Source organism: Campylobacter curvus (assembly GCF_013372125.1).
Lineage (GTDB): Bacteria > Campylobacterota > Campylobacteria > Campylobacterales > Campylobacteraceae > Campylobacter_A > Campylobacter_A curvus.
In genome coordinates this window covers 1,406,255-1,430,373 of the sequence record NZ_CP053826.1, presented here as the reverse complement: position 1 = coordinate 1,430,373, position 24,119 = coordinate 1,406,255, and the positions used below count along the sequence as shown (strand labels likewise).

The window sequence follows — 24,119 nt, the reverse complement described above, 5'->3', positions numbered from 1 at the left end:
AAATGCAAGATAAAAATGTAGTAAAACAAAAAATAGAGGCGATTTTAAAGGCAAGGGGCGAATTTTTCGCCGAGCTGGACAGGCAAGTGCCAAAGAAAAACGGCACTGATGTTTTTGACTTTGACGCCGTGAAAAAAGCGGATCTAAAAGAGATCTACGCGAGATTTTACGCTTATGATTACAGCCTAAGAAAGCTCTTGCCCGATGTTTATGACGCATTTGATGTGAATTTTAATGTCTGAGATACGTTTAAATAAAAAAGCCTATATCCACAACCTAACGCAAATTTCAAACAAAGCCGGCGGCAAAGAGCGCGTCATGCTCGTGCTAAAAGACAACGCCTACGGACACGGCGCAAAGCTGATAGCCGCTGCGGCGAGCGAATTCGGAATAAAATTTTGTGCTGTAAAAAGCCAGAGCGAAGCTCTTGAAATACAGCGAAATTTCGAGAAAATTTTGATCCTTTCGCATATCGCAAACGGCGATGAAGATCAAAATTTTATATACGCCATAAACGATATGAAGGCGCTTAGCCGCATAAAGCATGGCACGCGCATACATCTAGTCATAGATACGAATATGCACAGAAACGGGCTAAAATTTAGCGAGCTTGAAGCGGCGTTCGGGCTCATACAAGAGAGGGATTTGGCGCTTGAGGGCGCATATACGCATTTTCGCGCGAGCGATGAGATGAACGCTGATTATTTCGTGCAAAAGCAAAATTTCAAAGAGGCAAAGGCCGAAATTTTAAGGCTTTGCGAGAAATTCTCCATGCCTCATCCGATCTTTCACTCGCACAACTCCGCCGCGCTCGAGAGATTTAGCGAATTTGACGACGATATGGTCAGAGTCGGCATAGCTCAGCACGGATACGCGCAGTTTAATGAGAGTCTAAATTTAAAACCGGTGCTTAGCCTCTGGGCGCAAAAGGTGAGTGAACGCGTGCTAAAAGCGGGTCAATGCGTAGGCTACGGGGCTAAATTTTGCGCCGATAAAGATATAAATATCGCTACTTACGATCTAGGATACGGTGACGGGCTGCTTAGATACGCTGGAGATGGCGAGCTGCCGCTTGCAAACGGCAAGGCGATGCTTGGCAAGATGTCGATGGACAGCTTTAGCTGTGAGGACGCGGGCGAGTGGGTCTGCGTGTTTGACGATGCTAACGTTTGGGCGCGATATTTTGATACGATAAACTACGACATTTTGGTAAAACTCTCACCAAACATCAAACGAAAATTCGTCTAAATGCGATCTTTACTAAATTTTTAAAATTTACGGCTAGAATAACATCATTTAAAGGAAATCGATGAGAAAGATCATTCTGGCATTTTTGGCGTGCTTCGCCTTTGGCATAGACGAGAACGAGATAAAATTTTACGAGCAGATACTAGCAAGCCTAAAAACCGAGCAAATACCGCCCTTTATCGCGCAGTTAGCAAAGGAAAACCTGCCTCATAGAGTTGATGAGATGGTGACTTTGCAGTCGCTTAGCTACAAGGGGCTTGATATTGAGGCAAATTTCGCGCTAAACGATACCGAAAATAGAAAAATTTCGCGATATAGCGCAAACGAGATCAGATCCTTGAAAAAAGAATTTTACGAAAATGGCAAGGCCGCTTTATGTGCTACGGCGATATCTCACGCGGTGCTAAATCGCGGCATAACGCTAAAGGGTCGATACGCGCTTGATGGTAGGCATTTTTTTGATATCAAAATGGACAAAAGAAGTTGCGAATAGCCATTTTCTTGCTAATTTTGTGTGAAATTTCATTTGCCTCAAGCGCCGAGCAGGCAGCGGAAAGATACGCGAAATTTTATAAGAAAGCTTTACCTCATAGATGCAACTCAAACCTCGTGTTAAACGATATTTTAAACGTTTCTGATACTTTGATCTACAGATACGGGGTAAATGATACGAAAAAGACTTGGGTCACGAAATTTAACGAAAACGAACTGAAAAAATATGCGCAGGAGACTAAAAATTTAAACCTGCGCGAGGCCTGCAAAGATAAAGAGGTGCTTGCTTTGCTTGATGCAAATATCGCGTTGCAGCAGCTTTTTTACGATGAGAACGGCAAGCTTTTGTTTGAGTATGAGATCACGAGGCTTGATTGTCTAAATCAAAAATGAAATTTTATCCACTATAAAAGCTGTCCTTGTCGTATTTTGGCGGTCAGCTACCGCATCCATACCTCGAGCGAAGTTTTCTACTTCGTTCCACTCGTAGCCCAAGGGGACGCTTCGACTTCGTCTTATTCAAAACACTGCCCGTGTTCTTCCTGTAAGCATAGCGTTGCGAACGCATTAAGATTTGACTACGCCAGGGCGTCATAAAATTTTTAAATATCTACACTTTTTTTAAAACGGGGTCAAATTTTGATTTCCCTTAGGCGCTTTTGTTTGCTAAAAAGCTAAATTTAGCCGCAAATCATCGATTTTTAAGCTGCGCTTCTATCTTTCTTAGCTCGGCTATACGATCGTTCGTGCTAGGATAGGATGCGTGCGAAAGAGTGTGCTTAGTGTATTTTTGATGCCGCCAAAGGGATTAATGATAAACATATGCGCGCTTTGCGGCGAGGCGTTTTGCATCGTGTATGAATTCGAGTAGTTTTCGAGCTTATTTAGGGCGCTTTCTAGCTACTCGGGATGCCCTGTCAGTAGCGCTGCGCCTTTATCGGCTTTGTATTCTCGCTCTCTGGATATCGCCATTTGTATGATCGTGGCAGCTAGTGGCATTATGAGTGCGATTATCAGCATTATGGCCGCGTTGCCCTTTTGTGTGTTGCGGTTTGAGCCTGAAGCCGCGCCGAATTTTGCGAAATTTGCCAGCATCGCGATAGCTCCGGCCATCACCGCGGCTATCGAGCCCGTGAGGATGTCGTAGTGGCGCACGTGGCTTAGCTCATGAGCCAGCACACCCTCGATCTCGTTTTCGTTAAGCAGATTTAAAAGCCCCTCCGTGACGGCGACTGCGGCGTGGCTGGGGTTGCGACCCGTGGCAAAGGCGTTTGGTGCTCGCTCGGGGATTATGTATATTTTTGGCATCGGCAGACCCGCATTTTGGCTCAACCTACGCACTATCGCGTAAAGTCCTTTTGCATTTTTTTCGCTGACCTCTACGGCGTTGTAGCGTTTTAGCACGAGCTTGTCGGAGAAAAAATATGAGAAAAAATTCATTCCAAGTGCGACTAAAAAGGCAATAACCATACCCTGCTGACCGCCGACATAGCCACCTACAAAGATAAAAAGCAGCATCAAAACGACCATCAAAAAACAGGTCTTAAAAATTTCCACCGATGATGCCTTGTCTGAATATCGCGGCATCTACGCCAAATTTAGCCAAATTTTCAAGCTCGTCCTCGCTTTTTATCACGCAGGCTATTTTGCTGTCAAAGAGATAAAACTGCGCTAGATCCGCGATCTCTTTGGCTTCGTGGGTGCTGCAAACGATAAATTTCGCTCCTGCTGCGTTTGCGATGATGGCCTCGCTCACATAGTGGCAAATGACGCTAAATTCGGCGTTTAGCTCCTTTGCGCGTCCTATCGCGTCCTCGTCGTATTTAAATAAATTTTGCCTCTCGTTTGAAATTTCGTTTTTGGATTGCACCCAAAATAAGGGCTCGTAGGGCACTAGCCAGTGACCGATCAGCTGCATCGCTCATCCTTTATGCACTCTTTACAGATATATCTGCCGCTACTTAAAACGGTCTCTTTCATATCGACGAAAGTGCCGCACTTGGCGCATTCTACAAAATTTTGCGCCTCTTTATCGCCGCGCTTTTTCATTTTAAAAAACACGATATAAATGGCTAGCAAAATAGCCAAAAATATTAAAATTTTACTCATTTTCTTTCCAGCCTCGTTTTACATTTAAAAATACATAATTTCTATTTTTGACGCCGTAAATTTGCGCGTCAAGACCGCCTAGCTCGCTCTCTACGCTGCTTCCTTTGTAGAGTAAAATTTGCGTCTCATCGTCATAAAATCCGCGGCAAATTTTAAGCAGCTCTTTTGTCTTCATCAGCGCGCGACTGGTGATAAGCTGGGCTACAAAGGGCTTGCACGCCTCGATCTTGCAGCTTTTTATATTCACGTTTTGCAAATTTAGTTCGGCTTTTATGTAGCTTAAAAATGATGATTTTTTCGCATTTGGCTCAAAAAGCCACCACTGGCAATCCTTTAAAATCATCGCTAAAAATATCGCGGGAAATCCCGCCCCGCTGCCAACATCGATCGCCGTTTTTGGGTAAAATTTTAGCCAAACAAGCGGCTTAATGCTGTCGCTTATTTGCTCATCAAAATTTTTATAATTTGTCAGGCTATGCACGCGGTTAAATTTAGCCAAAATTTGCGTAAATTTCGCCGTTTGCTCGCTAAAATCGCTTGGGATCTCAATCATCGAGCATATGCCCCATTTGCTCTTTTTTGACTTTCAAGTAGCCCTCGTTAAATTTATTTGCATGTATCACGATAGGCACGCGAGAGACGATCTGCACGCATTTTAAGCCCATTAGCTTTTGCGGATTGTTCGTGAGTAAATTTATCTTCGTGATGCCAAAATGCTTTAAGATAAAATCCACGATCTCGTATGTGCGCTCGTCGGCTTTAAAGCCCAGCTGATGGTTCGCCTCGATCGTGTCAAGCCCGCTGTCTTGGAGATGATAGGCGTTTACTTTGTTTAAAAGTCCGATATTTCGCCCCTCTTGGCGCAGGTAGATGACCATGCCGCCGTGCTCCTCGATGTATTTTAGGCTGGCTTCGAGCTGGTCGCGGCAGTCGCATTTTAGGCTACCGATGGCATCGCCCGTGAGGCACTCGGAGTGGATGCGGACATTTACGACCTCGTCAAAGGGTCTTTTAAATATCGCCAAATGCTCCTTTTCGCCCTCTTTGAACGCCTTTATCTCAAACATCCCGAAACGCGAAGGCAGGTGCGCCTCGCTCGAAAGGTTTATATTCATAAATTTTTAACTCCTAATATGATACACTAAGGCAAAATTGTAGCAAAGTAAAGGCAAAAATATGTTTAAACGTTTTAGAAGACTTAGGATAAATCCGCTGTTTAGGGACTTGGTGCGAGAGACGAACCTTAGTGCGAACGACTTCATCTACCCGCTTTTTGTCGTGGAGGGCAAGGGTGTGAAAAAGGAGATCGCCTCGATGCCTGGCGTCTTTCAGATGAGCGTGGATAAAATTTTAAAAGAGTGCGCGACGGTCATAAATTTAGGCATAAAAGCGGTGATTTTATTTGGCATACCAAGCGTGAAAGATAGCGTCGGCAGTGATGCTTTGAGCGATGAGGGCATAATCGCCGTCACGCTTCGAGCGATAAAGGATAAATTTCCAAATTTGCTAGTCGTGACCGATCTGTGCTTTTGCGAATACACCGATCACGGACACTGCGGCATCCTAGATCACGTCCATCAGACGGTCGATAATGACGCGACACTGGAAATCTCCGCCGCACAGGCTCTCGTGCATGCTAAAAACGGCGCGGATATGATAGCGCCAAGCGGCATGATGGACGGTATCATCGCCACGCTTCGCGGTACGCTTGACGAGAACGGCTTTGAAAATTTGCCGATAATGGCGTATTCGACGAAATTTGCGTCGGCTTACTACGGGCCTTTTCGCGATGTGGCGGAGAGTGCGCCTAGCTTTGGCGACCGCAGGAGCTATCAGATGGATAGTGCAAACCGCCTGGAAGCCGTGAGCGAGAGCCTAGAAGACGAGGCACAGGGGGCGGATATTTTGATGGTAAAGCCCGCGTTAGCATACCTTGACATCATAAGAGAGCTGCGAGAGGCGACGAGGCTACCGATATGCGCGTATAACGTGAGCGGCGAATACGCACTTTTAAAAGCGGGCGCAAAAGCCGGCGTCATCGACTATGAGCGCGTGATGATGGAGACGCTCGTGGGCTTTAAACGCGCAGGAGCGGACATCATCATCAGCTATCACGCCAAAGAGGCGGCAGAAATTTTGAGGCGAAATTTTTAAATTTAGCCTAAATTTAAGGAATAAAATGAGACATTTTTTGACGCTTGATGATTTTAGCAAAGATGAAATTTTGCAGATGATAAATTTAGCGCGCGAGATAAAAAAAGAGGCGAAAGCGCGGGAATTTAAGCCGTATTTAAAGGATCAAACGCTGGCGATGATATTTGAGAAAAGCTCGACCAGGACGCGCGTGAGCTTTGAAGTAGGAATGTATCAGCTGGGCGGGCACGCGCTATTTCTAAGCGCAAACGACCTGCAAATCGGACGCGGTGAGCCGATAAAGGACACCGCACGCGTGATAAGCTCTATGTGCGACATGGCGATGCTGCGCGTCAATCGCCACGAGACGCTAGAAGAATTTGCAAAATTTAGCCAAAATCCCGTCATAAACGGGTTGAGCGATAAATTTCATCCCGTGCAGCTCATGGCGGACTATCTGACGATGAGGGAACGTGGAAGCGGCGAGAAGGTCGCTTACATCGGAGACGGTAACAACATGGCGCACTCATGGCTGATGTTAGCCAGCAAGCTTGGGCTCGAGCTTCGTATCGCCACGCCAAAGAGCTACGAACCGGACACTAAAATTTTAGAAAAAGCGCAACAAAACGCTAAAATTTCAGGAGCTAAAATTTACCTCTCAAACGAGCCAAAAGAGGCGGTAGCCGGCGCGGACGTGGTGACGACAGATACGTGGGTGTCGATGGGGCAAGAGGGTGAAAAAGAAAAACGCTTGCGCGAATTTGCGGGCTTTTGCGTCGATGAAAATTTGATGAGCTTAGCCGCTAAAAACGCGCTATTTTTGCACTGCTTGCCAGCGTATCGCGGATATGAAGTGAGCGAAGCGGTGCTTGAAGCGCATGCGGATGAGATTTTTGCAGAGGCGCAGAACCGCCTGCACGCACAAAAGGGCGTGATGGTCTGGCTAAATGACAAAAGATAAATTTAAAAACGAGATGAAAATGAGTGAAGAAAAAAATGAAAAAGCCTATGAAAAAATAGACGAGATCAGCAGTAGTTTGGGGCTAAAGGACGATGAGAGGACGATATTTGAGATCGTTCCTACGCAAAATCCAAACGAGCACGTCCTGAGCCTAAAAAGTGGCTCGTGGGACGGCATGGAGCCTTGGTTTGGCATAGATGAGCATCAAAATTTACACACGATGGTTTCGATAAAGTCGCTCTCGGCGCTTATAGAGGCTTATCGCGCGGCACAAAAGGAAAATTTCGACCTGCGGCTGGAAAAGACGATCTGGCAAAACGTTCCGGTCGATTTTAGCGATGTTTGGGTCGTTGCGATGGACGAGATAAAAAAGATCGCCGCCGAGCAGAAAAATAAAAATTTCAACATCGACCTCGACCAGCTCGTCAAAAATATAAAAAAAGAGCATCCGAATTTGTTTGTAAATATCAAAGAGATGATGCAGTTTGCAAGGAGCAGGGCAAATGATTGATTTTAGCGCTTATGTGAAGTATTCGCGTCCGGGACCGCGCTACACGAGCTATCCTACTGCGCCAGAGTTTAGCGATAAATTTAGCTACGAGGACTACGTAAACGAGCTTAAAAATCGCGATAAAAGCCGCCCTCTCTCGCTTTATCTGCACTTGCCATTTTGCAGGAGTGCGTGCTATTTTTGCGGCTGTAACGTGATCTACACGAGCAAAGACGACCGCAAAGAGCGATATATCGGTTACCTTGAAAAGGAGCTTGAAATTTTAAGCGCACATCTGGATACTAGCGTGCCCGTGCTGCAAATGCACTTTGGTGGCGGCACTCCGACATTTTACGATGCCACTCAGCTTGACAGGATCATTCGCCTTATAAAGGCGAAATTTCAAAATTTCTTGCCAAACGCCGAAGTAAGCTGTGAGATCGATCCCAGGTTTTTAAACGAAGCGCAGCTTGACGTGCTGGTCTCTCACGGCTTTAACCGCGTGAGCTACGGCGTGCAGGACTTTGATGAGAAGGTTCAAAAAGAGATCCACCGTATCCAGCCATACGAGATCACGCAAAATGCGGTGAATTTAGCGCGTAAAAAGGGCATAAACTCGGTAAATATGGACCTCATTTACGGCTTGCCTTATCAGAGTTTGGATAGCTTCAAGCACACATTAGAGCTTGCCCTCACGCTCGATCCGGACCGTCTTGCGATCTTTAACTACGCTCACGTGCCGTGGATAAAAAAATCTATGCGTAAATTTGACGAAACGACGCTACCAAGCCCGCAGGTAAAGCTTGAAATTTTAAAATATACGGCGGAATTTTTGACGAAAAACGGCTACAAGATGATAGGGATGGATCACTTCGCAAAGCCAAACGACGAGCTTTTTGCCGCACTTGCAAATGGCACGCTGCATAGGAATTTCCAAGGCTACACGACAAAGGGTGGAGCCGATCTGATAGGTATCGGCGTGACTAGTATCGGCGAGTGCAAACGCCATTACGCGCAAAATTTCAAAGATATGGATCAGTATGAAGCCGCGCTTGATAGCGGGATTTTGCCTTATGCAAAAGGTATTTATCTAAGCGATGAGGACTTGCTCAGAAAGACCGTGATAATGAGTCTGATGAGTAACTTTGCACTCGATATAAAGGCGGTCGAGGCCGAATTTGGCGTGAAATTTTTCGAACATTTTAAAAGCGAGCTAAAACAGCTTGAAGAGCTGAAGGATTTTGTAAAGATTACTCCTGAAAAGATCAGTGTAAATGAGACGGGAACGCTCATCATACGCAATATCGCGATGTGCTTTGACGAGTATTTGCAAAAAATTCCTGAAAATTTGAGGCGCTACTCAAAAACGATTTAAATTTTAGGTTACAGATTATTTAAAAAACGTTTAATTCTCTTTTATGTATAATAAACGGCTCATAGAAACGACGTGTTTTATCGAGCCAAAATAAAAAGGATTTTACGATGAAAAAAATGTTTGCAATCAGCGCTCTTACGGCCGCTATGGTGTTGTCCGCACAGGATATGTCTTATAGGATCTTCGTCGCTACGTTTAGCCAAAACGGCGATCAAAACAGAGTAAACAACGTAGTAAAAGAGATAAGCGATAAAATTTCGCAAGACTCCAGGCTAAGTGTGGGAAGCTACGATCTAAACGGACGAAAATTCGTCTATGTCGATACTACGCCAGTCTCCGCCGCGCAGGCTAACGAGCTACTAGGCAAGGTAAGAGACGCGTCGGGATATAAAGATGCGTTCATGAAACGCAAAGATAATCAAACTACAAATGAAAATTCTATTGCAAATAGCACCGGCGATACCAAAGTCGGCATCGAGCAAGCGATGGCAAAGCCGGATCAAGCGCCTGCACAAAAGAGTGACGATAGTATTTTGGCCCTAAACGATGTCGTAAGGTCCGTTTTGAACGAAAATCCAAATTTAAAAGCGGTCGAATTTAACTATCTACAAGTGGGCAAAGACCTAAATATGGCTAAAAACGCTTACTATCCGACACTAGACGCTTCAGGTCGCGTGGGATACGAGAGAAAACGCCTTGATAACGGCATAACGACACAAAAAGGCGACGGCAGGGTGTCTGGCGCTACTTTGACTTTAGTCGAAAATTTATATAACGGCGGCGCAGATAAAAACAGGATAAATTCTCAAAGCGCTCGCATGGACTCGGCTGCTTACAGCGTGGCTCAGGCTGCCGATAGGCTGTCTTTAAGCATGACTAATGCGTATCTGGAAGTCATAAAAACCAAGAAAATTTTAGAGGTAGAAGAGCAAAACGTCAAAAATCATCAAGAAATTTTCGATCAGATCAAAGACAGGGCGCAGTCAGGATACGGTATAGTCTCCGAGCAGCGTCAGGCCGGCTCTCGCTACACCTTGGCTCAGTCAAACTATGTGGCTGCAAAAAATAATTACGAGGATGCGCTCTCTACGTTTGAAAAGCTATATGGCAAAAAGGTAGAGGCTAAAAATTTGATAATGCCTGATTTCACGCTTCCTTTACCTGCGACAAAACAAGCCGTTTATGATAAAGCGATGCTTTGTAACCCGTCTTTATTGGTGCAGCGATCAAACATCGCAATGGCCGAGTCGGTGGTAAAAGAGAAAAATGCGCCGTTTTTACCAAAGGTCGATTTGGTAGTATCTGGCGGATACGATCACACGAACGTGCTTTATGATAATTACGAGGAGCAGACTTTCGATGCGCTCGTGAGGCTAAACTACAACCTTTATAACAAAGGAAACGACAAGCTAGATAAAGAAAAAAGCAGACTGGCAGTGCAACAAGAGCAGCAAACTTTGGACAATCTCTTAAGAGAGCTTAGAGAGTCTTTGGAATTTTCGTGGCAAAACTACACTTTAGAACAGGAAAAAATGAGCTACTTAAATCAGCACGTCGAATACGCTAAAGCGACGCTGGACGCATATCAGGACGAATTTAGGATAGGCCGCCGCGACCTTATAAATTTGCTCGATGCAGAGAGCGAATACAATACCGCGCTAAAAGAGATAATAAATACCGAAACGGCGCTGCTTTATGCGAAATTTAGGCTGCTTGACAACATGGGTATGATCTCTGACAGCTTCGAGCCTGGTTTTGCAAAGAGATATATCCAGGGTGCTTGCAGTATTCAAAACGATCTAAGGTAGCCTAGGATATGACCAAAAAGGTCGTAAAAGCCTTAAGAGCGCTTAGTTTTGGCGCTCTTTTATCTATTTTCGCATGCGGGTTGGTAGCTGATTTCATAAAATCCTCCACGATAGCGAAAATGGGTCAAATTTACGGAGAGGACGCCAGACGAAGGGCGAGTGCTTTAAATGCGCTGATGTCCTCTTTACAAAATGCGAGCGTTCAAGAGAAGCTCGTTAAGGTCAATGATTTTTTCAATGCGCTAAGATGGACTACCGATATGGAAGTTTGGGGTAAAAAGGATTATTGGGCTACAAGGATGGAATTTTTAGGTAAGGGTGCGGGCGATTGCGAGGATTACGTGATAGCGAAGTATTTTACGCTAAAGCAGCTTGGAGTCCCGACGGATAAATTATATTTTACCTACGTCAAGGCTCTAAAATACAATCAAGCTCACATGGTACTTTCGTATTATGAGACGCCAAAATCGATCCCGCTCATACTAGACAACATAAACGGCAAGATCAAGATCGCGACACAAAGGACTGATCTTTTGCCGGTTTATAGCTTTAACGGCGACTCGCTTTATCTCGCAAAGCAAGAGGGGCTGGGGCAGGTCGTTCCGGGCGGCAATAAAAAACAAAACCCGAAATGGTTAGAACTGATAGATAAAATGCAAAAAGAGGATTTATGACACTATTTAAACAGATCATGTTGGCTGTGATAGCTTTTGGTATCGTGATATTCATGGCGGTAGGATATTTGAATTTTAAAAGCTTGAATAACTACATCAACGACCAGCTTGGTGAAAACGCCAGGCATACGGCAAATTCTTTAGGCCTAGCGCTAAAGCCTATCATAGATCCCGACGATATGTCGATGGCTGAGACGATGATAAATTCGATGTTTGACAGCGGTCGCTATCAGCTCATAAAGCTAGAGGACGTAGACGGTAAAATTTTGATAGAAAGCTCTCAACCTACCCAAGCTATGGGCGTGCCGGAGTGGTTTTTCAAATTCGCAAAATTTGAAGCTCCGATAGCTCAAAGCGAGATAATGACCGGCTGGGCGAAATTTGGCACTCTTTACGTTCAAGGTAGCACTGCACTTGCTTATAACGAGCTTTACTCCAATATAAAAAATATATTCGAATTTTTGCTTGCGATGATAGCCGTCTCGCTCGTGGTGAGCTATTTTGGGCTAAAGGCGATATTCAAGCCTTTGCTAAAGGTGCAAAATCAAGCCGAAGCGATACTTGATAATAAATTCTTGATCCAAGAAAAGATCCCTTTCACGACCGATCTTAGGCAGATGGTGCTTGCGATGAACTCGATGGTCAAAAAGGTCGAGGATATATTTGAAAGAGAGGCCGCTACGCTCAATAAATACCAAGAATTGCTTTATAAAGACGGCATGAGCGGAGCTTACAACAGGAGATTTTTCCAGACTAAATTTAGCGAATACCTTGCAAGTGAGGAGTATTCTCGCGGTGCGATCGTGCTTATAAGCTTTAAAGAGCTTGTAAATTTAAAGAAAATTTTAGGCTTTGAGAAATGGCAAAGCTTCATCATAAAAATCGCTCAAATTTTAAAAAGCTGCGTGGACGAGAGCAAATTTAACGCCGTGATAGCCAGGCTAAATGACAACGACTTTGCGCTCTTGATGCCGAGTGTAGATCCTCAAAGCGTTACCGGCCTTACGGAAAAGATAATGGACGAGATGAAAAAAACGTATCAGCATTTTGCCATCAACGAAAACGAGTATCCGGCAAACGCCGCGATAGTGGATTACGAGCCAAAAAGCCAAATAGGCACTTTGCTGACGACAGCTGATGTGACACTGGCAAATGCGCGTTTAGAGGGAAATTTCACATATAAAATTTTTAAAGACAGCACGAATGCGCTCATCATGGGTAAGGAAAAATACCGAGACCTCATATCAAAATCCATGCAAAACGATATGTTTAAATTCGCCTCTCAAAAGGTCGCCAGCAGCGATGATAAATTCGAGCAATACGAGCTTTACTTGCGTCTTGTGGACGATGAGGGTAAGTGGCAGATGGCTTCTTATTTCATGCCGATGGTAAACGAACTCGACCTTGGTGCGGCACTTGATCTGCATATTTTAAACAGGATAGCTCAAATTTTACCTAGCAAAATTTTACCTGACGGCTCTTTGGCGATAAATTTAGGCAAGGAAATTTTAAATTCCGACGAGAATTTTTACAAGCTCGAGACTGTGCTTAAGAAAATAAGCGCTTCGTCTAAATTTAAAAACTATATAGAAATTCCAAACAAAGACGATATTAGCTTGCAAAGCGTGATAAAGCTTACGAACAAGCTCAAGGAATTTGGCTTTGGCTTTGGCTTTGATCACTTCGGGCTTGACGCTAAAAGCATCGAGAGGCTAAAGGAGCTAAATCCTGATTATGTTAAAATTCAAGCCGCAAACATCATAGACTTTTTTAGTGAAAACGGCAGTGCGCAGACTAGGCAGTCGCTTGAGGTTATCATGAATTCTAAAGACATCAAGCTCGTAGCCATCGGTGTTGAAAACGAGGAGCAAAAGAAAAAGCTGCTCGAGCTTGGCATTATGAATATGCAAGGAATTTATATCGATGAGATCAAAAATATTGGATGATAAATGCACAATGAAAATATAAAAGACGAACTGCTTGAGTGTTTGGTCATCTTCACTAAGCTTCACAACAACCCTTACAGCGCCGACGCTCTCACGATAGGGCTGCCTGTCGAGGACGGCGAGGAGATAGAGCTCTTTTCGCTAAACGGCTCGAAGTCGCTCTTTTCACGTGCGGCGTCTCGTGCTGGGTTTGCCTCTACTCTTGTCAGAAAAGAGCTCGAGGAAATTTCGCCGCTCGTTTTGCCCTGCATTTTGATGCTTCGAGGTAAAAAGGCGTGCATCTTACAGTCCATAAGCCACGATAAAAATACGGCAAACGTGATAACCCCCGAGCTAGCCTCCGGTAGCAGCACTATCGAGATAGATAAGCTCAAAGAGGAGTATTTGGGCTACGCTTATTATCTAAAGCGTGAATTCGTCCCGGAGGATACGAACTCCACGAGGCTCATCGACACAGGCAAGGAGCATTGGTTTTGGGGGACGCTAAAGCGCTCTAAGAAAATTTACATAGACGTGATCCTTGCTAGCTTGATCATAAATTTATTCGTGCTTGCAAGTCCGCTTTTTACGATGAACGTCTATGACCGCGTTGTCCCAAACAACGCCGTAGAGACGCTTTGGGTGCTTGCTCTTGGCGTGAGCGTGGTTTATGGTATCGATCTTTTTTTGAAATTCGTGCGAGCGTATTTCCTTGAGATAGCAGGCAAAAAGAGCGACATCATAATGAGCTCAATGCTCTTTGAGCGCGTCATGGATATGAAATTTAGCAACAAACCAAAGTCGGTCGGCTCTTTTGCCAGCAATATGAAAGAATTCGACACCGTTAGGAATTTCTTCTCCTCCGCCTCGATCACGGCGATCGTGGATCTGCCTTTCGCGCTTATATTTTTGATAGTCACATATTTCATAGGCAGCTACCTAGTCATCGTGCCTATCGTCATAATGCTATCTATCTTGTGCTACACGTTTTTTATAAAAGATCCTTTGCAAAATGCGATAAAAAGCACATTTGAGGCCTCGGCAGCAAAGAACGGGATATTGATAGAGAGCCTGAGCGGGCTTGAGACCATAAAGACGCTGGGAGCTAGCGGCCATGTGCAGTGGAACTGGGAAGAGGCCACCGGCGAGATAGCAAACAGAAGCATAAAGTCAAAAATGATAACGACCTCGATAACGACGGTCACATCGTTTTTGGTGCAGCTAAACACGATCGCTATCATTGTTCTTGGCGTGTATATGATACAAGGCACGCAGCTTACGATGGGCGGGCTCATCGCAGCAGTGATGCTCAGCTCGCGCGCTATCGCTCCAATGGGCCAAGTCGCGTCGCTGGCGGCAAATTTCGAGCAGACAAAGACTGCTTACGCCAGCCTTAGCAAGATCATGCAAATGCCAGTGGAGCGCCCCGAGGGCAAGAAATTCGTAAGACGAAATTCCTTCGCCGGAAGGATAGAATTTAAAAATGTCAGCTTCACATACCCAGAGACTACGAAAGGCTCGCTAGACAGGATAAATTTCGTGATATCAGCAGGTGAAAAAGTAGGCATAATCGGCAAAAACGGCTCTGGCAAAACGACTTTGCAAAAGCTCATTTTAGGGCTTTATTCGCCGACTGAAGGAGCGGTGTTGATAGATGGCATAGACATAAATCAAATCGATCCCGCCGATCTTCGCAGAAATATAGGCTATGTGCCGCAAGACGTCGTGCTCTTTAAAGGCACGGTCAGGGAAAATATCGTGCAAAAAGCGCCTTACGTCGATGATATGCAGATCATCAAAGCCGCCAAGATAAGCGGAGTGGATGAATATGTGAACGCCCATCCTTTGGGCTTTGACATGCCGGTTTTCGAGCGAGGCGACGGTATCAGTGGCGGACAGCGCCAAAGTATCGCCGTGGCAAGAGCATTTTTGCTTGATAGTCCTATCATTTTGCTGGACGAGCCTACAAATTCGCTCGACAGCACCGTCGAGAGTAAGCTGAAGGCAAATTTAAAGATAAATATGAAAAATAAAACGATGCTACTCATAACGCACAGGACATCGATGCTCGATCTGGTAGATAGGCTCATAGTCATGGATAACGGTAAAATTCTTTTAGACGGTCCAAGAGATGAAGTTTTGGCACGACTTAGCGGGAAGTAAACATGCAAGAAGAAAAAAATACTCAATCAATCCCTACCGAGGATCAAGAAGCAAAGCAACCAAGCACTCTTGAAGAGCAAGAGCGCGCGAGCACCGATATCTTTGATGGAGTTAAAGATATCAAGGCCGGCATCCAGGCCAAAGACTATGACGCATACGATCTAAAATTTATGTCCAGCCTCTCTGAAGCCGTGCTCGCGAAAGCACCCTCAACGTCTAAAAAGATATTATACGCTCTTAGCTTTACGATCTTTTGGCTCATCGTTTGGGCTTCGTGGGCGCAGATAGACGAGATAACAAGAGGAAGCGGCAAGATAATCCCGTCAGGGAAAAATCAAGCCATACAAAACCTCGAAGGCGGCATCGTAGATGCGATTTTCGTAAAAGAGGGTGACGAGGTCAAAAAAGATCAGATCATTTTAAGGATAGACAACAAAAATTTCTCTAGTAGCTACGGAGAGTCTAAGCTCAGGCTTGACGAACTGGAGGCGAAATTTATGCGACTTGATGCCGAGGCAAACGATAAAGAATTCGTCTATGACGAAAAGCGCGACGCAAATAACACCAAAGCCATAAAATATGAGATCAGCCTACATAATTCAAATTTAGAGCATCTTGACGAGCAGATAAGAATTCTAACCGAGCAGATAACCCAACGCCAAAGCGAACTGACCGAGCTTAAAAATAAAATTTCACAAACGCAAAACAGCTACAACCTCATGCTAAAAGAAAAGGCTATCATGGAGCCGATATTTAAAAAAGGGCTCGTAAGCGAGGTCGAGTATATCCAGCTTCAAAGGCGAGTAAATGACCTAAAAGGCGAGCTGGACGCCTCTGTTTTAGCTCTGCCTCGTGTGGAGTCTACCATAAAAGAGGCGCAAAATAAGATAGCCGAGGCGAAGCTCGCGTTTAAAAATAACGCCAAAAAGGAGCTAAACGAAGTCTCCGCCGAGATCGCTCGTATCAGCGAGTCGCAGATCAGTCTTAGCGACAGGGTCGAAAGGACCTATGTGCGCTCTCCTGTAAACGGCATAGTCAGTAAAATGATGGTGCATACGATTTCTGGTGTCATAAAGCCCGGAGAAAATATTGCTGAGATCGTGCCGCTAGAGGACAAGCTCGTAGCTGAGGTAAAGGTCAAGCCGGCCGATGTCGCGTTTTTGAGACCGGGACTTGATACGATAGTGAAATTCACAGCTTATGATTTTAGCATTTACGGTGGGCTTAAAGGAAAGGTGACACAAATCAGCGCTGACACCGAGACGAACGAGAAGACTGGCGAGAGCTACTATCTAGTGCGTATCGAGACTGATAAAAACTATCTTGGAAGCGAGGAAAAGCCGCTTCGCATAAAGGTAGGCATGATCGTTTCTGCCGATATCATTACGGGCAAAAAGACGATACTTGATTATCTTCTTAAGCCGATATTAAAAGCTAAAAACAACGCTTTGACGGAGAGATGATGTCTGATAAAGCCGTAAAAAACGCCTATTACGATAAAAATTTTAAAGATTATGAAATTTTAAAGCCAAGATCGATAGAAGATCACGTTATCATTAAAGGCAAAGAGGAGTGTGACCTGATAGGGCGCGAGATAAAAGATCTGGTCTTTGCAGACTGCATTAAAAGCTTTGATGAAATTTTGGCGCAAGGGCCACAGGAGGGTGAAATTTTTAAGTTTGATGACATCAAGATCAAAGACGAGGTCATAAAAAATTTAAAAATCGTCATAAAAGGCTACGACGAGAGCAACGATAATCTAAAATTTGACCTGGATAAGCTATCCTTGAGCGCTCCGTATAGATACGCTTTATCAAACGAGGGCTTTGAGATGAATATATTTTTAAACGAAGAGTCAAAGCGCGTGCTCGAGTTTTTATCGACCTTTGAGTATGGCTATAAAAAAGAAGAGGACAGGGCGCGTCATATTTTTGTTTTTATAAATGAAAATATGATTTATGAAAAAATATGCAAATAAGATGAGGGGACGGACATGAACGTAGTTTTATTTACGCAAAACGGGTCGCTGAATAACCTATGGAGGGGCTATTCGTTTGGCAAAAATGTAAAATTTGCGCACAATAAAAAAGACTTTATGAGCGTTTTAAACGACAAGACCGATATCGTCGGCATCGATAAAGACGCTATCAAGGGTGATGTCCGAAAATTTATCGGCGAAATTTTGCAAAATTTCCCGAATTTAAAAATTTTGATCCTTACTAACGAGCCTAAATTCAGCGAAGGCAAGTCGCTACTTACGACCGGGATAAAAGGCTACGCTAACTCGCATATGCAAAAGATCCACTTTAGCGATGCCTTTGAGGCGATACATAAAGGTAGTGTCTGGCTTTATCCGGAATTTATCCAAGAGATGATAGGCGAGCTGACCGGCTCTTACGCCAAAGCCGACATCAAAAAAGACAGCCTTAGTGAGCTTAGTAGCCGTGAGAAAGAGATATCGCAGCTGATATATCAAGGCCTAACCAATAGTGAAATTTCACATGTTGCAAATATAACATTAAGGACTGTAAAGGCGCATACTACGGCTATTTATAACAAGCTAGGCGTAAAAGACAGGATAGGGCTCGTACTTTTGATGCAGCAAAGAGATGTTTAGGAATTTAGTCTTTTTGCTGATCGCTGCCGTTTCATATGGGCAAAATTTCGAGCTCTTGGCTGAAAATATCGGGTCGTGCAAAGACGAACGCTGCAAAAACATACTAAATCACTACGCTAAATTTATGAAAAAAATCAAAGATGAAAATTTCATGAGAAAGCTTGAACTCGTAAATTCTTATATAAATTCACTTATACCAAGATATGATGATTTTTATAATACAAACATCGATATATGGAGCACTAGAGGCGAATTTCTGCGCCGTGGAGGTGGAGACTGCGAGGAGTATGCGATCACGAAAGAGGCTAGCTTAAAAGATCTTGGCGCAGATAATCAAAGCTGTCTTTTGATCGTCAAGGAGAAATTTTCGGGTGGATATCATATGGTCCTAGCGGTTTGGAAAGATACAAAGCAAGAGCCTTTGATCCTGGACAACCTTAGTTTTCGCGTTTTGCCGCTATCTAAGCGCTATGATTTAGAGCCAAAGTATTGTTTGACGGGCGGAAAATATTACCGACTCAAAAAAGACGACATAAATTTAGAGCCCGTGAATATAAAAATGCAAGCCTATGAAAATTTATTACAAAAAGAGAAAAATGAAAAATTTTTGGAAACCTTAATCGTCCAAATCTATATCGATCTTCTCTAAATTTGTGGTTATATTTTTAGCGTTTTTTTCGATATCGTGTTTGTTTTTTTCGATCAAAGATCTGTTTTGTCCTATCATATCTCTATTTTCTTTTATGCCGTCGCTGTTTTGCTCTATCATCTTGCTGAGCGATGCGATCCTCTTTTCATAGCGTATCATTAGAAAATATATGACGTAAATCAACATCAAGATCACGGCCCAAGGTAAAAACTCCATATTCATCCTTTTAAAATTAAAATTTTCGCATATTATAAGAATATAGTTTTTAAAATTAATTAAATTTGCAGTTTTATTTTATAAAATTAGATTATTTTATGTAGTCTTGACTTTTGGTTTGATTTGAGATATAATTCACACTTCACAAACTAGGGTGCTGGTGTAGCTCAGTTGGTAGAGCTACTGCCTTGTAAGCAGTGGGTCGGCGGTTCAAGTCCGTTCACCAGCTCCATTTTTTGTAACAGTGTTTGACCAGAAATACCAAGCATTTTTTAATGTTAAAAGGGTGAGATACTCAAGCGGCCAACGAGGGCAGACTGTAAATCTGCTGACTATGTCTTCCGTGGTTCGAATCCACGTCTCACCACCATGCTATTGCGGGAGTAGCTCAGTTGGCTAGAGCATCAGCCTTCCAAGCTGAGGGTCGCGGGTTCGAGCCCCGTTTCCCGCTCCAAGAATTTGGACACTAAACTGGGAGCTGTATAGATATTTTTACCTAAACGCAGTCATTCAGTCTATAGTTTCCATAGTAGTTGTTTGCATTGTTAAATTAAGATCGTCTCGGCCAAGCGTCTTAAAGCGCTCATATGGCTCAGAGGTAGAGCACTTCCTTGGTAAGGAAGAGGTCGCGGGTTCAAGTCCCGCTATGAGCTCCACTGGTTTATACGATTTTGGTTGCATAACAATGCAAATTTTAGAATTAAGTCACATATCACAACGGAGGAAAAGATGGCTAAAGAAAAATTTTCACGCAACAAGCCACACGTAAACATTGGTACTATCGGTCACGTCGACCATGGTAAAACTACTTTGACAGCTGCTATTTCTGCTGTTCTTTCAAGAAAAGGTCTTGCAGAGATGAAAGACTATGATAATATCGATAACGCTCCAGAGGAAAAAGAGCGCGGTATTACCATCGCTACTTCACACATCGAGTATGAAACAGAAAAACGCCACTATGCTCACGTTGACTGCCCGGGCCACGCCGACTATGTTAAAAACATGATCACCGGTGCTGCTCAAATGGACGGTGCGATCCTAGTCGTTTCTGCTGCTGACGGCCCTATGCCTCAAACTAGAGAGCATATCTTGCTATCTCGCCAAGTAGGCGTTCCATATATCGTTGTATTTATGAACAAAGCCGATATGGTCGATGACGCTGAGCTTCTTGAGCTAGTCGAGATGGAAATTCGCGAGCTTCTTAACGAGTACAACTTCCCTGGCGATGATACTCCTATCATATCAGGTTCTGCTCTTAAAGCCCTCGAAGAGGCTAAAGCAGGCGTTGATGGCGAGTGGTCAGCAAAAGTTCTTGAGCTTATGGATAAAGTCGATGAGTATATCCCAACTCCAGTTCGTGCTACCGATAAAGACTTCCTGATGCCTATCGAAGACGTTTTCTCTATCTCAGGTCGTGGAACGGTCGTTACTGGTAGGATCGAAAAAGGTGTCGTAAAAGTTGGCGATACTATCGAGATCGTTGGTATCAAACCTACTCAAACTACGACAGTTACTGGCGTTGAGATGTTTAGGAAAGAGATGGAACAAGGCGAGGCCGGTGATAACGTAGGTGTTCTTTTAAGAGGTACTAAAAAAGAAGACGTCGAGCGCGGCATGGTTCTTTGTAAGCCAAAATCAATCACTCCTCATACAAAATTTGAGGGTGAGGTTTATATCCTAACAAAAGAGGAAGGCGGACGCCACACTCCATTCTTTAACAACTATAGACCACAATTTTATGTAAGAACAACAGACGTTACAGGTTCTATCACACTTCCAGAAGGAACTGAGATGGTTATGCCTGGAGATAATGTCAGAATTTCCGTTGAACTCATCGCTCCTGTTGCCCTTGAAGAGGGTACACGTTTTGCGATCCGTGAGGGTGGTAGAACTGTTGGTTCAGGTGTCGTTTCTAAGATACTTGCATAATTTAAAATTTAGCAAAAGAGCGATTTTGCTCTTTTGCCTTAAGGAAATTTAATGAGAATCAAAGTTGGTTTAAAATGCTCCGAAAGTGGTGATATAAACTACACTACTACAAAAAATAGTAAAACTATGACAGAAAAGTTGGAGCTTAAAAAATATTGTCCAAGGCTTAAAAAACATACTCTCCATAAAGAAGTAAAGCTAAAAAGTTAATGGGCTGATACCATTAGGGCAATAGCTCCAACGGTAGAGCGCTGGATTCCAAATCCAATGGTTGGGGGTTCGAATCCCTCTTGCCCTGCCATAATAAGGTTAAAGATGGAAAAATTAATAAACTATATAAAGCTATCAAAACTTGAAATATTGAAGGTCATATTTCCTACAAAAGAGCAAGTTAGAAACGCTTTTATTACCGTTTTTATTGTAGTTACGGTAGTGTCGCTCTTTTTGGCTTTGGTCGATGCCATCATGTCATTTAGTCTTTCAAAAATTATCTAAGGAAATATGACATGGCACATAAATGGTATGCTATTCAAACATATGCTGGTAGCGAGATGGCCGTAAAAAGAGGTATCGAAAATTTAGTCAAGGATCATGGTATCGAAGAGCAACTAAAAGAAGTCATCGTTCCTACCGAAGACGTTATCGAGATCAAAAATGGAAAACAAAAAATAAACGAAAGAACGCTTTATCCCGGATATGCTTTTGCACATCTTGATTTAGATACCGCTCTTTGGCATAAAATTCAATCCTTGCCAAAAGTCGGAAGATTTATAGGCGAGTCCAAAAAGCCTACTCCGTTAAGCGATAAAGACATAAATACTATTTTAGAAAAAGTACAAAAACGTGCTGCGCCTAAACCTAAAATTTTCTTTGATGAGGGCGAAAGCGTTCGTATCACAGAAGGTCCTTTTGCGAACTTTACCGGTATCGTGGAGGAGTATGACATGGTTCATGGCAAGCTTCGCTTGAATGTTTCTATATTTGGCAGAAGTACGCCGGTTGATATTTTATATTCACAAGTTGAAAAGATAATTTAAGGAGTAAGTTTATGGCTAAAAAAGTTATAGGCGAAATAAAATTACAGATTGCCGCTACGAAGGCAAATCCAAGCCCGCCAGTTGGTCCAGCTCTTGGTCAAAAGGGCGTAAATATCATGGAATTTTGCAAAGCTTTTAATGAGAAAACAAAGGATATGGTAGGATTTAATATACCTGTCGTTATAACCGTTTATGCAGATAAAAGCTTTACATTCATCACGAAGCAACCGCCTGCAACAGACCTTATAAAGAAGGCTGCCGGCATAGCAAAAGGGACGGACAATCCTTTGAAAAACAAGGTTGGTAAATTAACTAAAGCTCAAGTTTTAGAGATCGTTGAGAAAAAACTTGTAGATTTGAATACGAACGATAAAGAGCAAGCGGCTAAAATCATTGCCGGTTCAGCTCGTTCTATGGGTGTCGAGATAGTAGACTAAACGCCTTTACCGTCAGGCTGAGTATCAAAAGACGGAAGCACTTTAAAATGCGGAGAATTTAATGGGAAAAACTACTAAAAGATTTCAAGAACTACTTAAAAAAGTAGAAGAAAATAAAATTTATAATCTTGATGAAGCGATCACTACGATCAAAACTTTAGCATCTGCTAAATTTGATGAAACCGTGGAAATAGCGCTTAAGCTCAATGTTGATCCAAGACATGCCGATCAGATGGTTCGTGGTTCTGTAGTATTACCGGCCGGAACAGGTAAAACCGTTCGTGTCGCCGTCATAGCAAAAGATGCCAAAGCCGACGAGGCAAAAGCTGCAGGTGCAGATATCGTGGGCTCTGATGAGCTTGTTGAGGATATCCAAAAAGGTATCATGAATTTCGATGTTCTTATCGCTACTCCAAATTTAATGGGTCTAGTAGGTAAAGTTGGTCGTATCCTTGGACCAAAAGGCTTAATGCCAAATCCAAAAACAGGAACAGTTACTATGGACGTAGCTCAAGCTGTAAATAATGCAAAGAGCGGTCAAGTAAATTTCCGTGTCGATAAACAAGGAAATATCCATGCAGGGCTCGGAAAAGTCAGCTTTAGTAAAGAACAGCTTAATGAGAATATCTCAACTTTTATAAAAGCCATAAATAAGCATAAACCGTCTGCTTCAAAAGGCAGATATGTCAAAAACGCTTCATTGTCGTTGACGATGAGCCCGTCTATCGCTCTTGATACTCAAGAAGTGATGGATCTAAAATAATTTATCGAATTAAATTTATATCTTAGATTGGAGATAGCCGAGGCCTTCGGGCTTAATCGATTCGACCCGCTCTGCTTGAAATCACCGGTCGGAAAGGAGAAAAAGTGACACGTAATGAAAAATCTGAAGTTATAGCTAAACTTGAGAGCGAATTTAAAGATGCTCAAGCGATCGTTGTTTGCGATTATCACGGGCTTAACGTTAAAAAACTTGAAGCGTTGAGAAATGCTGCTAGAGAACAAAACGTTAAGGTTCAAGTCATCAAGAACACGCTTGCTAACATAGCTCTTAAAAATTCCGCTAAAGACGGAATGAGCCTAAAAGATACGAATATCTATCTTTGGAGCGAAGATCAGCTAGCTGTGACAAAGGTTGTTGTTAAATTTGAAGAAGCCAATTCCGAGCTTTTCAAAATCAAAACAGCATATATTGACGGAGAAGTTGCAAGCGTTGATAAAGTCAAGGCTCTATCGAAGATGCCAAGTCGCGACGAGCTTATCGCTATGCTACTTCAAGTTTGGAATGCGCCTATCCAAAATTTCACTATTGGACTAAATGCGCTTAAAGAGAAAAAAGAACAATCAGCATAAAAATTTAGAAGGATAATAAAATGGCAATCACTAAAGAAGACGTATTAGAATTTATTTCTAATCTTTCAGTACTCGAGCTTAGCGAGCTCGTAAAAGAGTTTGAAGAGAAATTCGGCGTAAGCGCCGCTCCTGTTATGGTGGCTGGCGGTGCAGTAGCTGGCGGTGCTGCTGAAGCGGCTGAAGAGAAAACAGAATTTAACGTAGTATTGGTTGATTCTGGCGATAAGAAGATCAATGTAATCAAAGTCGTTAGGGCTCTTACTGGTCTTGGACTTAAAGAGGCTAAAGACGCAGTTGAAGGAACTCCATCCGTTCTTAAAGAGGGCATTAGCAAAGATGAGGCCGAGGCAGCTAAAAAAGAGCTTGAAGAAGCAGGCGCTAAAGTCGAACTTAAGTAATTTCATTTTTTTGAAATTATCAAAAATTTCAGAGAGGGCTAGTGCTCTCTCTTTTTTAAATTTAGATGCCTTGCAAAAGAGGCTATACTTTTCTTTCAAAATTAC

The 24,119-nt window shown here is 43.3% G+C and carries 29 protein-coding genes, 5 tRNA genes and 1 pseudogene; 29 read left to right on the top strand and 6 right to left on the bottom strand.

Annotated features, from left to right (window positions below):
• Window positions 1-2 precede the first annotated feature (2 nt).
• From cmeU to CCVT_RS06985, 4 genes are all read left to right on the top strand, one after another.
• Complete coding sequence (cmeU, locus tag CCVT_RS07000) at window positions 3-242, top strand: CmeU family protein (RefSeq protein ID WP_018136190.1); 240 nt, start codon at window positions 3-5, stop codon at window positions 240-242.
• A complete protein-coding gene (locus CCVT_RS06995) occupies window positions 235-1,248 on the top strand; it encodes an alanine racemase (RefSeq protein WP_018136191.1) in 1,014 nt (337 codons plus the stop codon). Before cmeU ends, CCVT_RS06995 begins: the two co-directional genes overlap by 8 nt.
• A 61-nt stretch (window positions 1,249-1,309) precedes the next feature.
• Window positions 1,310-1,741 carry a hypothetical protein gene (locus tag CCVT_RS06990; RefSeq protein WP_018136192.1) on the top strand — a complete coding sequence of 144 codons (432 nt, stop codon included), beginning with the start codon at window positions 1,310-1,312 and terminating at the stop codon, window positions 1,739-1,741.
• Window positions 1,742-1,749: 8 nt separating this feature from the next.
• Complete coding sequence (locus tag CCVT_RS06985; RefSeq protein ID WP_009650571.1) at window positions 1,750-2,133, top strand: hypothetical protein; 384 nt, start codon at window positions 1,750-1,752, stop codon at window positions 2,131-2,133.
• A 298-nt stretch (window positions 2,134-2,431) separates the two neighbouring features.
• Here CCVT_RS06985 and htpX read toward each other — a convergent pair.
• From htpX to ribA, 5 genes and pseudogenes are all read right to left on the bottom strand, one after another.
• Window positions 2,432-3,297 (bottom strand): annotated as a pseudogene (gene htpX / locus CCVT_RS06980) (zinc metalloprotease HtpX).
• Entirely contained in the window at window positions 3,284-3,658 is a 375-nt protein-coding gene (locus tag CCVT_RS06975) for a hypothetical protein (protein ID WP_018136193.1), read from the bottom strand. The pseudogene htpX and the gene CCVT_RS06975 overlap by 14 nt, the downstream one beginning before the upstream one ends.
• Window positions 3,649-3,849 carry a PP0621 family protein gene (locus tag CCVT_RS06970; protein ID WP_018136194.1) on the bottom strand — a complete coding sequence of 67 codons (201 nt, stop codon included), beginning with the start codon at window positions 3,847-3,849 and terminating at the stop codon, window positions 3,649-3,651. Before CCVT_RS06970 ends, CCVT_RS06975 begins: the two co-directional genes overlap by 10 nt.
• Entirely contained in the window at window positions 3,842-4,402 is a 561-nt protein-coding gene (gene rsmG / locus CCVT_RS06965; protein WP_018136195.1) for a 16S rRNA (guanine(527)-N(7))-methyltransferase RsmG, read from the bottom strand. The genes CCVT_RS06970 and rsmG overlap by 8 nt, the downstream gene beginning before the upstream one ends.
• Entirely contained in the window at window positions 4,395-4,964 is a 570-nt protein-coding gene (ribA, locus tag CCVT_RS06960) for a GTP cyclohydrolase II (RefSeq protein ID WP_009650507.1), read from the bottom strand. The genes rsmG and ribA overlap by 8 nt, the downstream gene beginning before the upstream one ends.
• A gap of 61 nt (window positions 4,965-5,025) precedes the next feature.
• Between ribA and hemB the strand changes: the two genes are divergently transcribed.
• From hemB to CCVT_RS06900, 12 genes are all read left to right on the top strand, one after another.
• Entirely contained in the window at window positions 5,026-6,003 is a 978-nt protein-coding gene (gene hemB / locus CCVT_RS06955) for a porphobilinogen synthase (protein WP_018136196.1), read from the top strand.
• A 25-nt stretch (window positions 6,004-6,028) separates the two neighbouring features.
• The gene (gene argF, locus CCVT_RS06950) at window positions 6,029-6,943 is read left to right on the top strand and encodes an ornithine carbamoyltransferase (RefSeq protein WP_018136197.1); all 915 of its coding nucleotides are present in this window, start codon (window positions 6,029-6,031) and stop codon (window positions 6,941-6,943) included.
• Between the two features lie 19 nt (window positions 6,944-6,962).
• Window positions 6,963-7,454 carry a DUF2603 domain-containing protein gene (locus CCVT_RS06945; RefSeq protein ID WP_026175428.1) on the top strand — a complete coding sequence of 164 codons (492 nt, stop codon included), beginning with the start codon at window positions 6,963-6,965 and terminating at the stop codon, window positions 7,452-7,454.
• Window positions 7,447-8,808 carry an oxygen-independent coproporphyrinogen III oxidase gene (gene hemN / locus CCVT_RS06940; protein ID WP_018136199.1) on the top strand — a complete coding sequence of 454 codons (1,362 nt, stop codon included), beginning with the start codon at window positions 7,447-7,449 and terminating at the stop codon, window positions 8,806-8,808. Before CCVT_RS06945 ends, hemN begins: the two co-directional genes overlap by 8 nt.
• Window positions 8,809-8,915: 107 nt before the next feature.
• Complete coding sequence (locus CCVT_RS06935) at window positions 8,916-10,616, top strand: TolC family protein (protein WP_018136200.1); 1,701 nt, start codon at window positions 8,916-8,918, stop codon at window positions 10,614-10,616.
• Between the two features lie 8 nt (window positions 10,617-10,624).
• Window positions 10,625-11,290 (top strand): transglutaminase-like cysteine peptidase, encoded by a 666-nt coding sequence (locus CCVT_RS06930; RefSeq protein WP_018136201.1) that lies wholly within the window; start codon window positions 10,625-10,627, stop codon window positions 11,288-11,290.
• Entirely contained in the window at window positions 11,287-13,236 is a 1,950-nt protein-coding gene (locus CCVT_RS06925) for a bifunctional diguanylate cyclase/phosphodiesterase (RefSeq protein WP_018136202.1), read from the top strand. The genes CCVT_RS06930 and CCVT_RS06925 overlap by 4 nt, the downstream gene beginning before the upstream one ends.
• Before the next feature lie 3 nt (window positions 13,237-13,239).
• Complete coding sequence (locus CCVT_RS06920; RefSeq protein WP_018136203.1) at window positions 13,240-15,378, top strand: type I secretion system permease/ATPase; 2,139 nt, start codon at window positions 13,240-13,242, stop codon at window positions 15,376-15,378.
• Between the two features lie 2 nt (window positions 15,379-15,380).
• Window positions 15,381-16,841: an HlyD family type I secretion periplasmic adaptor subunit gene (locus CCVT_RS06915; protein WP_018136204.1), complete on the top strand. Its 1,461-nt coding sequence runs from the start codon at window positions 15,381-15,383 to the stop codon at window positions 16,839-16,841.
• Window positions 16,841-17,356 (top strand): DUF5416 family protein, encoded by a 516-nt coding sequence (locus CCVT_RS06910; RefSeq protein ID WP_018136205.1) that lies wholly within the window; start codon window positions 16,841-16,843, stop codon window positions 17,354-17,356. The genes CCVT_RS06915 and CCVT_RS06910 overlap by 1 nt, the downstream gene beginning before the upstream one ends.
• Window positions 17,357-17,371: 15 nt before the next feature.
• Window positions 17,372-17,995 (top strand): response regulator transcription factor, encoded by a 624-nt coding sequence (locus CCVT_RS06905; protein ID WP_018136206.1) that lies wholly within the window; start codon window positions 17,372-17,374, stop codon window positions 17,993-17,995.
• On the top strand, window positions 17,988-18,644 hold the full coding sequence (locus tag CCVT_RS06900) for a transglutaminase-like cysteine peptidase (protein WP_018136207.1): 657 nt from the start codon (window positions 17,988-17,990) through the stop codon (window positions 18,642-18,644). The genes CCVT_RS06905 and CCVT_RS06900 overlap by 8 nt, the downstream gene beginning before the upstream one ends.
• Here the strand turns inward: CCVT_RS06900 and CCVT_RS06895 are convergent.
• Complete coding sequence (locus CCVT_RS06895; RefSeq protein ID WP_018136208.1) at window positions 18,612-18,860, bottom strand: hypothetical protein; 249 nt, start codon at window positions 18,858-18,860, stop codon at window positions 18,612-18,614. The two genes, CCVT_RS06900 and CCVT_RS06895, sit on opposite strands and share 33 nt — an antisense overlap.
• Before the next feature lie 156 nt (window positions 18,861-19,016).
• On the opposite strand from CCVT_RS06895, the gene CCVT_RS06890 reads away from it, so the two are divergent.
• From CCVT_RS06890 to rplL, 13 genes are all read left to right on the top strand, one after another.
• Window positions 19,017-19,092 (top strand) — tRNA-Thr (locus tag CCVT_RS06890).
• Between the two features lie 53 nt (window positions 19,093-19,145).
• Window positions 19,146-19,230, top strand: a tRNA-Tyr gene (locus tag CCVT_RS06885).
• Window positions 19,231-19,237: 7 nt separating this feature from the next.
• A tRNA-Gly gene (locus tag CCVT_RS06880) sits at window positions 19,238-19,314 on the top strand.
• Between the two features lie 127 nt (window positions 19,315-19,441).
• A tRNA-Thr gene (locus tag CCVT_RS06875) sits at window positions 19,442-19,516 on the top strand.
• Window positions 19,517-19,589: 73 nt separating this feature from the next.
• Complete coding sequence (gene tuf / locus CCVT_RS06870; protein ID WP_009650564.1) at window positions 19,590-20,789, top strand: elongation factor Tu; 1,200 nt, start codon at window positions 19,590-19,592, stop codon at window positions 20,787-20,789.
• 51 nt (window positions 20,790-20,840) lie between these two features.
• The gene (gene rpmG, locus CCVT_RS06865; RefSeq protein WP_018136209.1) at window positions 20,841-20,999 is read left to right on the top strand and encodes a 50S ribosomal protein L33; all 159 of its coding nucleotides are present in this window, start codon (window positions 20,841-20,843) and stop codon (window positions 20,997-20,999) included.
• A gap of 15 nt (window positions 21,000-21,014) precedes the next feature.
• Window positions 21,015-21,090: transfer RNA gene (locus CCVT_RS06860), tRNA-Trp, on the top strand.
• Window positions 21,057-21,284 (top strand): preprotein translocase subunit SecE, encoded by a 228-nt coding sequence (gene secE, locus CCVT_RS10130; RefSeq protein ID WP_147522786.1) that lies wholly within the window; start codon window positions 21,057-21,059, stop codon window positions 21,282-21,284. Before CCVT_RS06860 ends, secE begins: the two co-directional genes overlap by 34 nt.
• A gap of 11 nt (window positions 21,285-21,295) precedes the next feature.
• Window positions 21,296-21,826 (top strand): transcription termination/antitermination protein NusG, encoded by a 531-nt coding sequence (gene nusG / locus CCVT_RS06850; protein WP_009650518.1) that lies wholly within the window; start codon window positions 21,296-21,298, stop codon window positions 21,824-21,826.
• 11 nt (window positions 21,827-21,837) lie between these two features.
• Window positions 21,838-22,263 (top strand): 50S ribosomal protein L11, encoded by a 426-nt coding sequence (gene rplK / locus CCVT_RS06845; RefSeq protein ID WP_009650483.1) that lies wholly within the window; start codon window positions 21,838-21,840, stop codon window positions 22,261-22,263.
• Window positions 22,264-22,324: 61 nt separating this feature from the next.
• The gene (gene rplA / locus CCVT_RS06840; RefSeq protein WP_009650539.1) at window positions 22,325-23,026 is read left to right on the top strand and encodes a 50S ribosomal protein L1; all 702 of its coding nucleotides are present in this window, start codon (window positions 22,325-22,327) and stop codon (window positions 23,024-23,026) included.
• Between the two features lie 104 nt (window positions 23,027-23,130).
• The gene (gene rplJ / locus CCVT_RS06835; protein WP_018136210.1) at window positions 23,131-23,616 is read left to right on the top strand and encodes a 50S ribosomal protein L10; all 486 of its coding nucleotides are present in this window, start codon (window positions 23,131-23,133) and stop codon (window positions 23,614-23,616) included.
• Window positions 23,617-23,636: 20 nt separating this feature from the next.
• Window positions 23,637-24,014, top strand: coding sequence for a 50S ribosomal protein L7/L12 (gene rplL, locus CCVT_RS06830; protein WP_018136211.1), 378 nt, complete (start codon window positions 23,637-23,639; stop codon window positions 24,012-24,014).
• The last annotated feature ends 105 nt before the right edge of the window (window positions 24,015-24,119 follow it).

Coding starts and splice junctions, on each gene's coding strand:
- nusG (WP_009650518.1), top strand. CDS start 21,296: ATGGCACATAAATGGTATGCTATTCAAACATATGCTGGTAGCGAGATG.
- rplL (WP_018136211.1), top strand. CDS start 23,637: ATGGCAATCACTAAAGAAGACGTATTAGAATTTATTTCTAATCTTTCA.
- argF (WP_018136197.1), top strand. CDS start 6,029: ATGAGACATTTTTTGACGCTTGATGATTTTAGCAAAGATGAAATTTTG.
- hemB (WP_018136196.1), top strand. CDS start 5,026: ATGTTTAAACGTTTTAGAAGACTTAGGATAAATCCGCTGTTTAGGGAC.
- rplK (WP_009650483.1), top strand. CDS start 21,838: ATGGCTAAAAAAGTTATAGGCGAAATAAAATTACAGATTGCCGCTACG.
- CCVT_RS06925 (WP_018136202.1), top strand. CDS start 11,287: ATGACACTATTTAAACAGATCATGTTGGCTGTGATAGCTTTTGGTATC.
- CCVT_RS06970 (WP_018136194.1), bottom strand. CDS start 3,849: ATGAGTAAAATTTTAATATTTTTGGCTATTTTGCTAGCCATTTATATC.
- rpmG (WP_018136209.1), top strand. CDS start 20,841: ATGAGAATCAAAGTTGGTTTAAAATGCTCCGAAAGTGGTGATATAAAC.
- secE (WP_147522786.1), top strand. CDS start 21,057: ATGGTTGGGGGTTCGAATCCCTCTTGCCCTGCCATAATAAGGTTAAAG.
- CCVT_RS06975 (WP_018136193.1), bottom strand. CDS start 3,658: ATGCAGCTGATCGGTCACTGGCTAGTGCCCTACGAGCCCTTATTTTGG.
- CCVT_RS06910 (WP_018136205.1), top strand. CDS start 16,841: ATGTCTGATAAAGCCGTAAAAAACGCCTATTACGATAAAAATTTTAAA.
- tuf (WP_009650564.1), top strand. CDS start 19,590: ATGGCTAAAGAAAAATTTTCACGCAACAAGCCACACGTAAACATTGGT.
- CCVT_RS06935 (WP_018136200.1), top strand. CDS start 8,916: ATGAAAAAAATGTTTGCAATCAGCGCTCTTACGGCCGCTATGGTGTTG.
- CCVT_RS06900 (WP_018136207.1), top strand. CDS start 17,988: ATGTTTAGGAATTTAGTCTTTTTGCTGATCGCTGCCGTTTCATATGGG.
- CCVT_RS06930 (WP_018136201.1), top strand. CDS start 10,625: ATGACCAAAAAGGTCGTAAAAGCCTTAAGAGCGCTTAGTTTTGGCGCT.
- CCVT_RS06905 (WP_018136206.1), top strand. CDS start 17,372: ATGAACGTAGTTTTATTTACGCAAAACGGGTCGCTGAATAACCTATGG.
- CCVT_RS06990 (WP_018136192.1), top strand. CDS start 1,310: ATGAGAAAGATCATTCTGGCATTTTTGGCGTGCTTCGCCTTTGGCATA.
- hemN (WP_018136199.1), top strand. CDS start 7,447: ATGATTGATTTTAGCGCTTATGTGAAGTATTCGCGTCCGGGACCGCGC.
- CCVT_RS06995 (WP_018136191.1), top strand. CDS start 235: ATGTCTGAGATACGTTTAAATAAAAAAGCCTATATCCACAACCTAACG.
- ribA (WP_009650507.1), bottom strand. CDS start 4,964: ATGAATATAAACCTTTCGAGCGAGGCGCACCTGCCTTCGCGTTTCGGG.
- CCVT_RS06895 (WP_018136208.1), bottom strand. CDS start 18,860: ATGGAGTTTTTACCTTGGGCCGTGATCTTGATGTTGATTTACGTCATA.
- CCVT_RS06945 (WP_026175428.1), top strand. CDS start 6,963: ATGAGTGAAGAAAAAAATGAAAAAGCCTATGAAAAAATAGACGAGATC.
- rplA (WP_009650539.1), top strand. CDS start 22,325: ATGGGAAAAACTACTAAAAGATTTCAAGAACTACTTAAAAAAGTAGAA.
- CCVT_RS06915 (WP_018136204.1), top strand. CDS start 15,381: ATGCAAGAAGAAAAAAATACTCAATCAATCCCTACCGAGGATCAAGAA.
- cmeU (WP_018136190.1), top strand. CDS start 3: ATGCAAGATAAAAATGTAGTAAAACAAAAAATAGAGGCGATTTTAAAG.
- CCVT_RS06920 (WP_018136203.1), top strand. CDS start 13,240: ATGCACAATGAAAATATAAAAGACGAACTGCTTGAGTGTTTGGTCATC.
- rsmG (WP_018136195.1), bottom strand. CDS start 4,402: ATGATTGAGATCCCAAGCGATTTTAGCGAGCAAACGGCGAAATTTACG.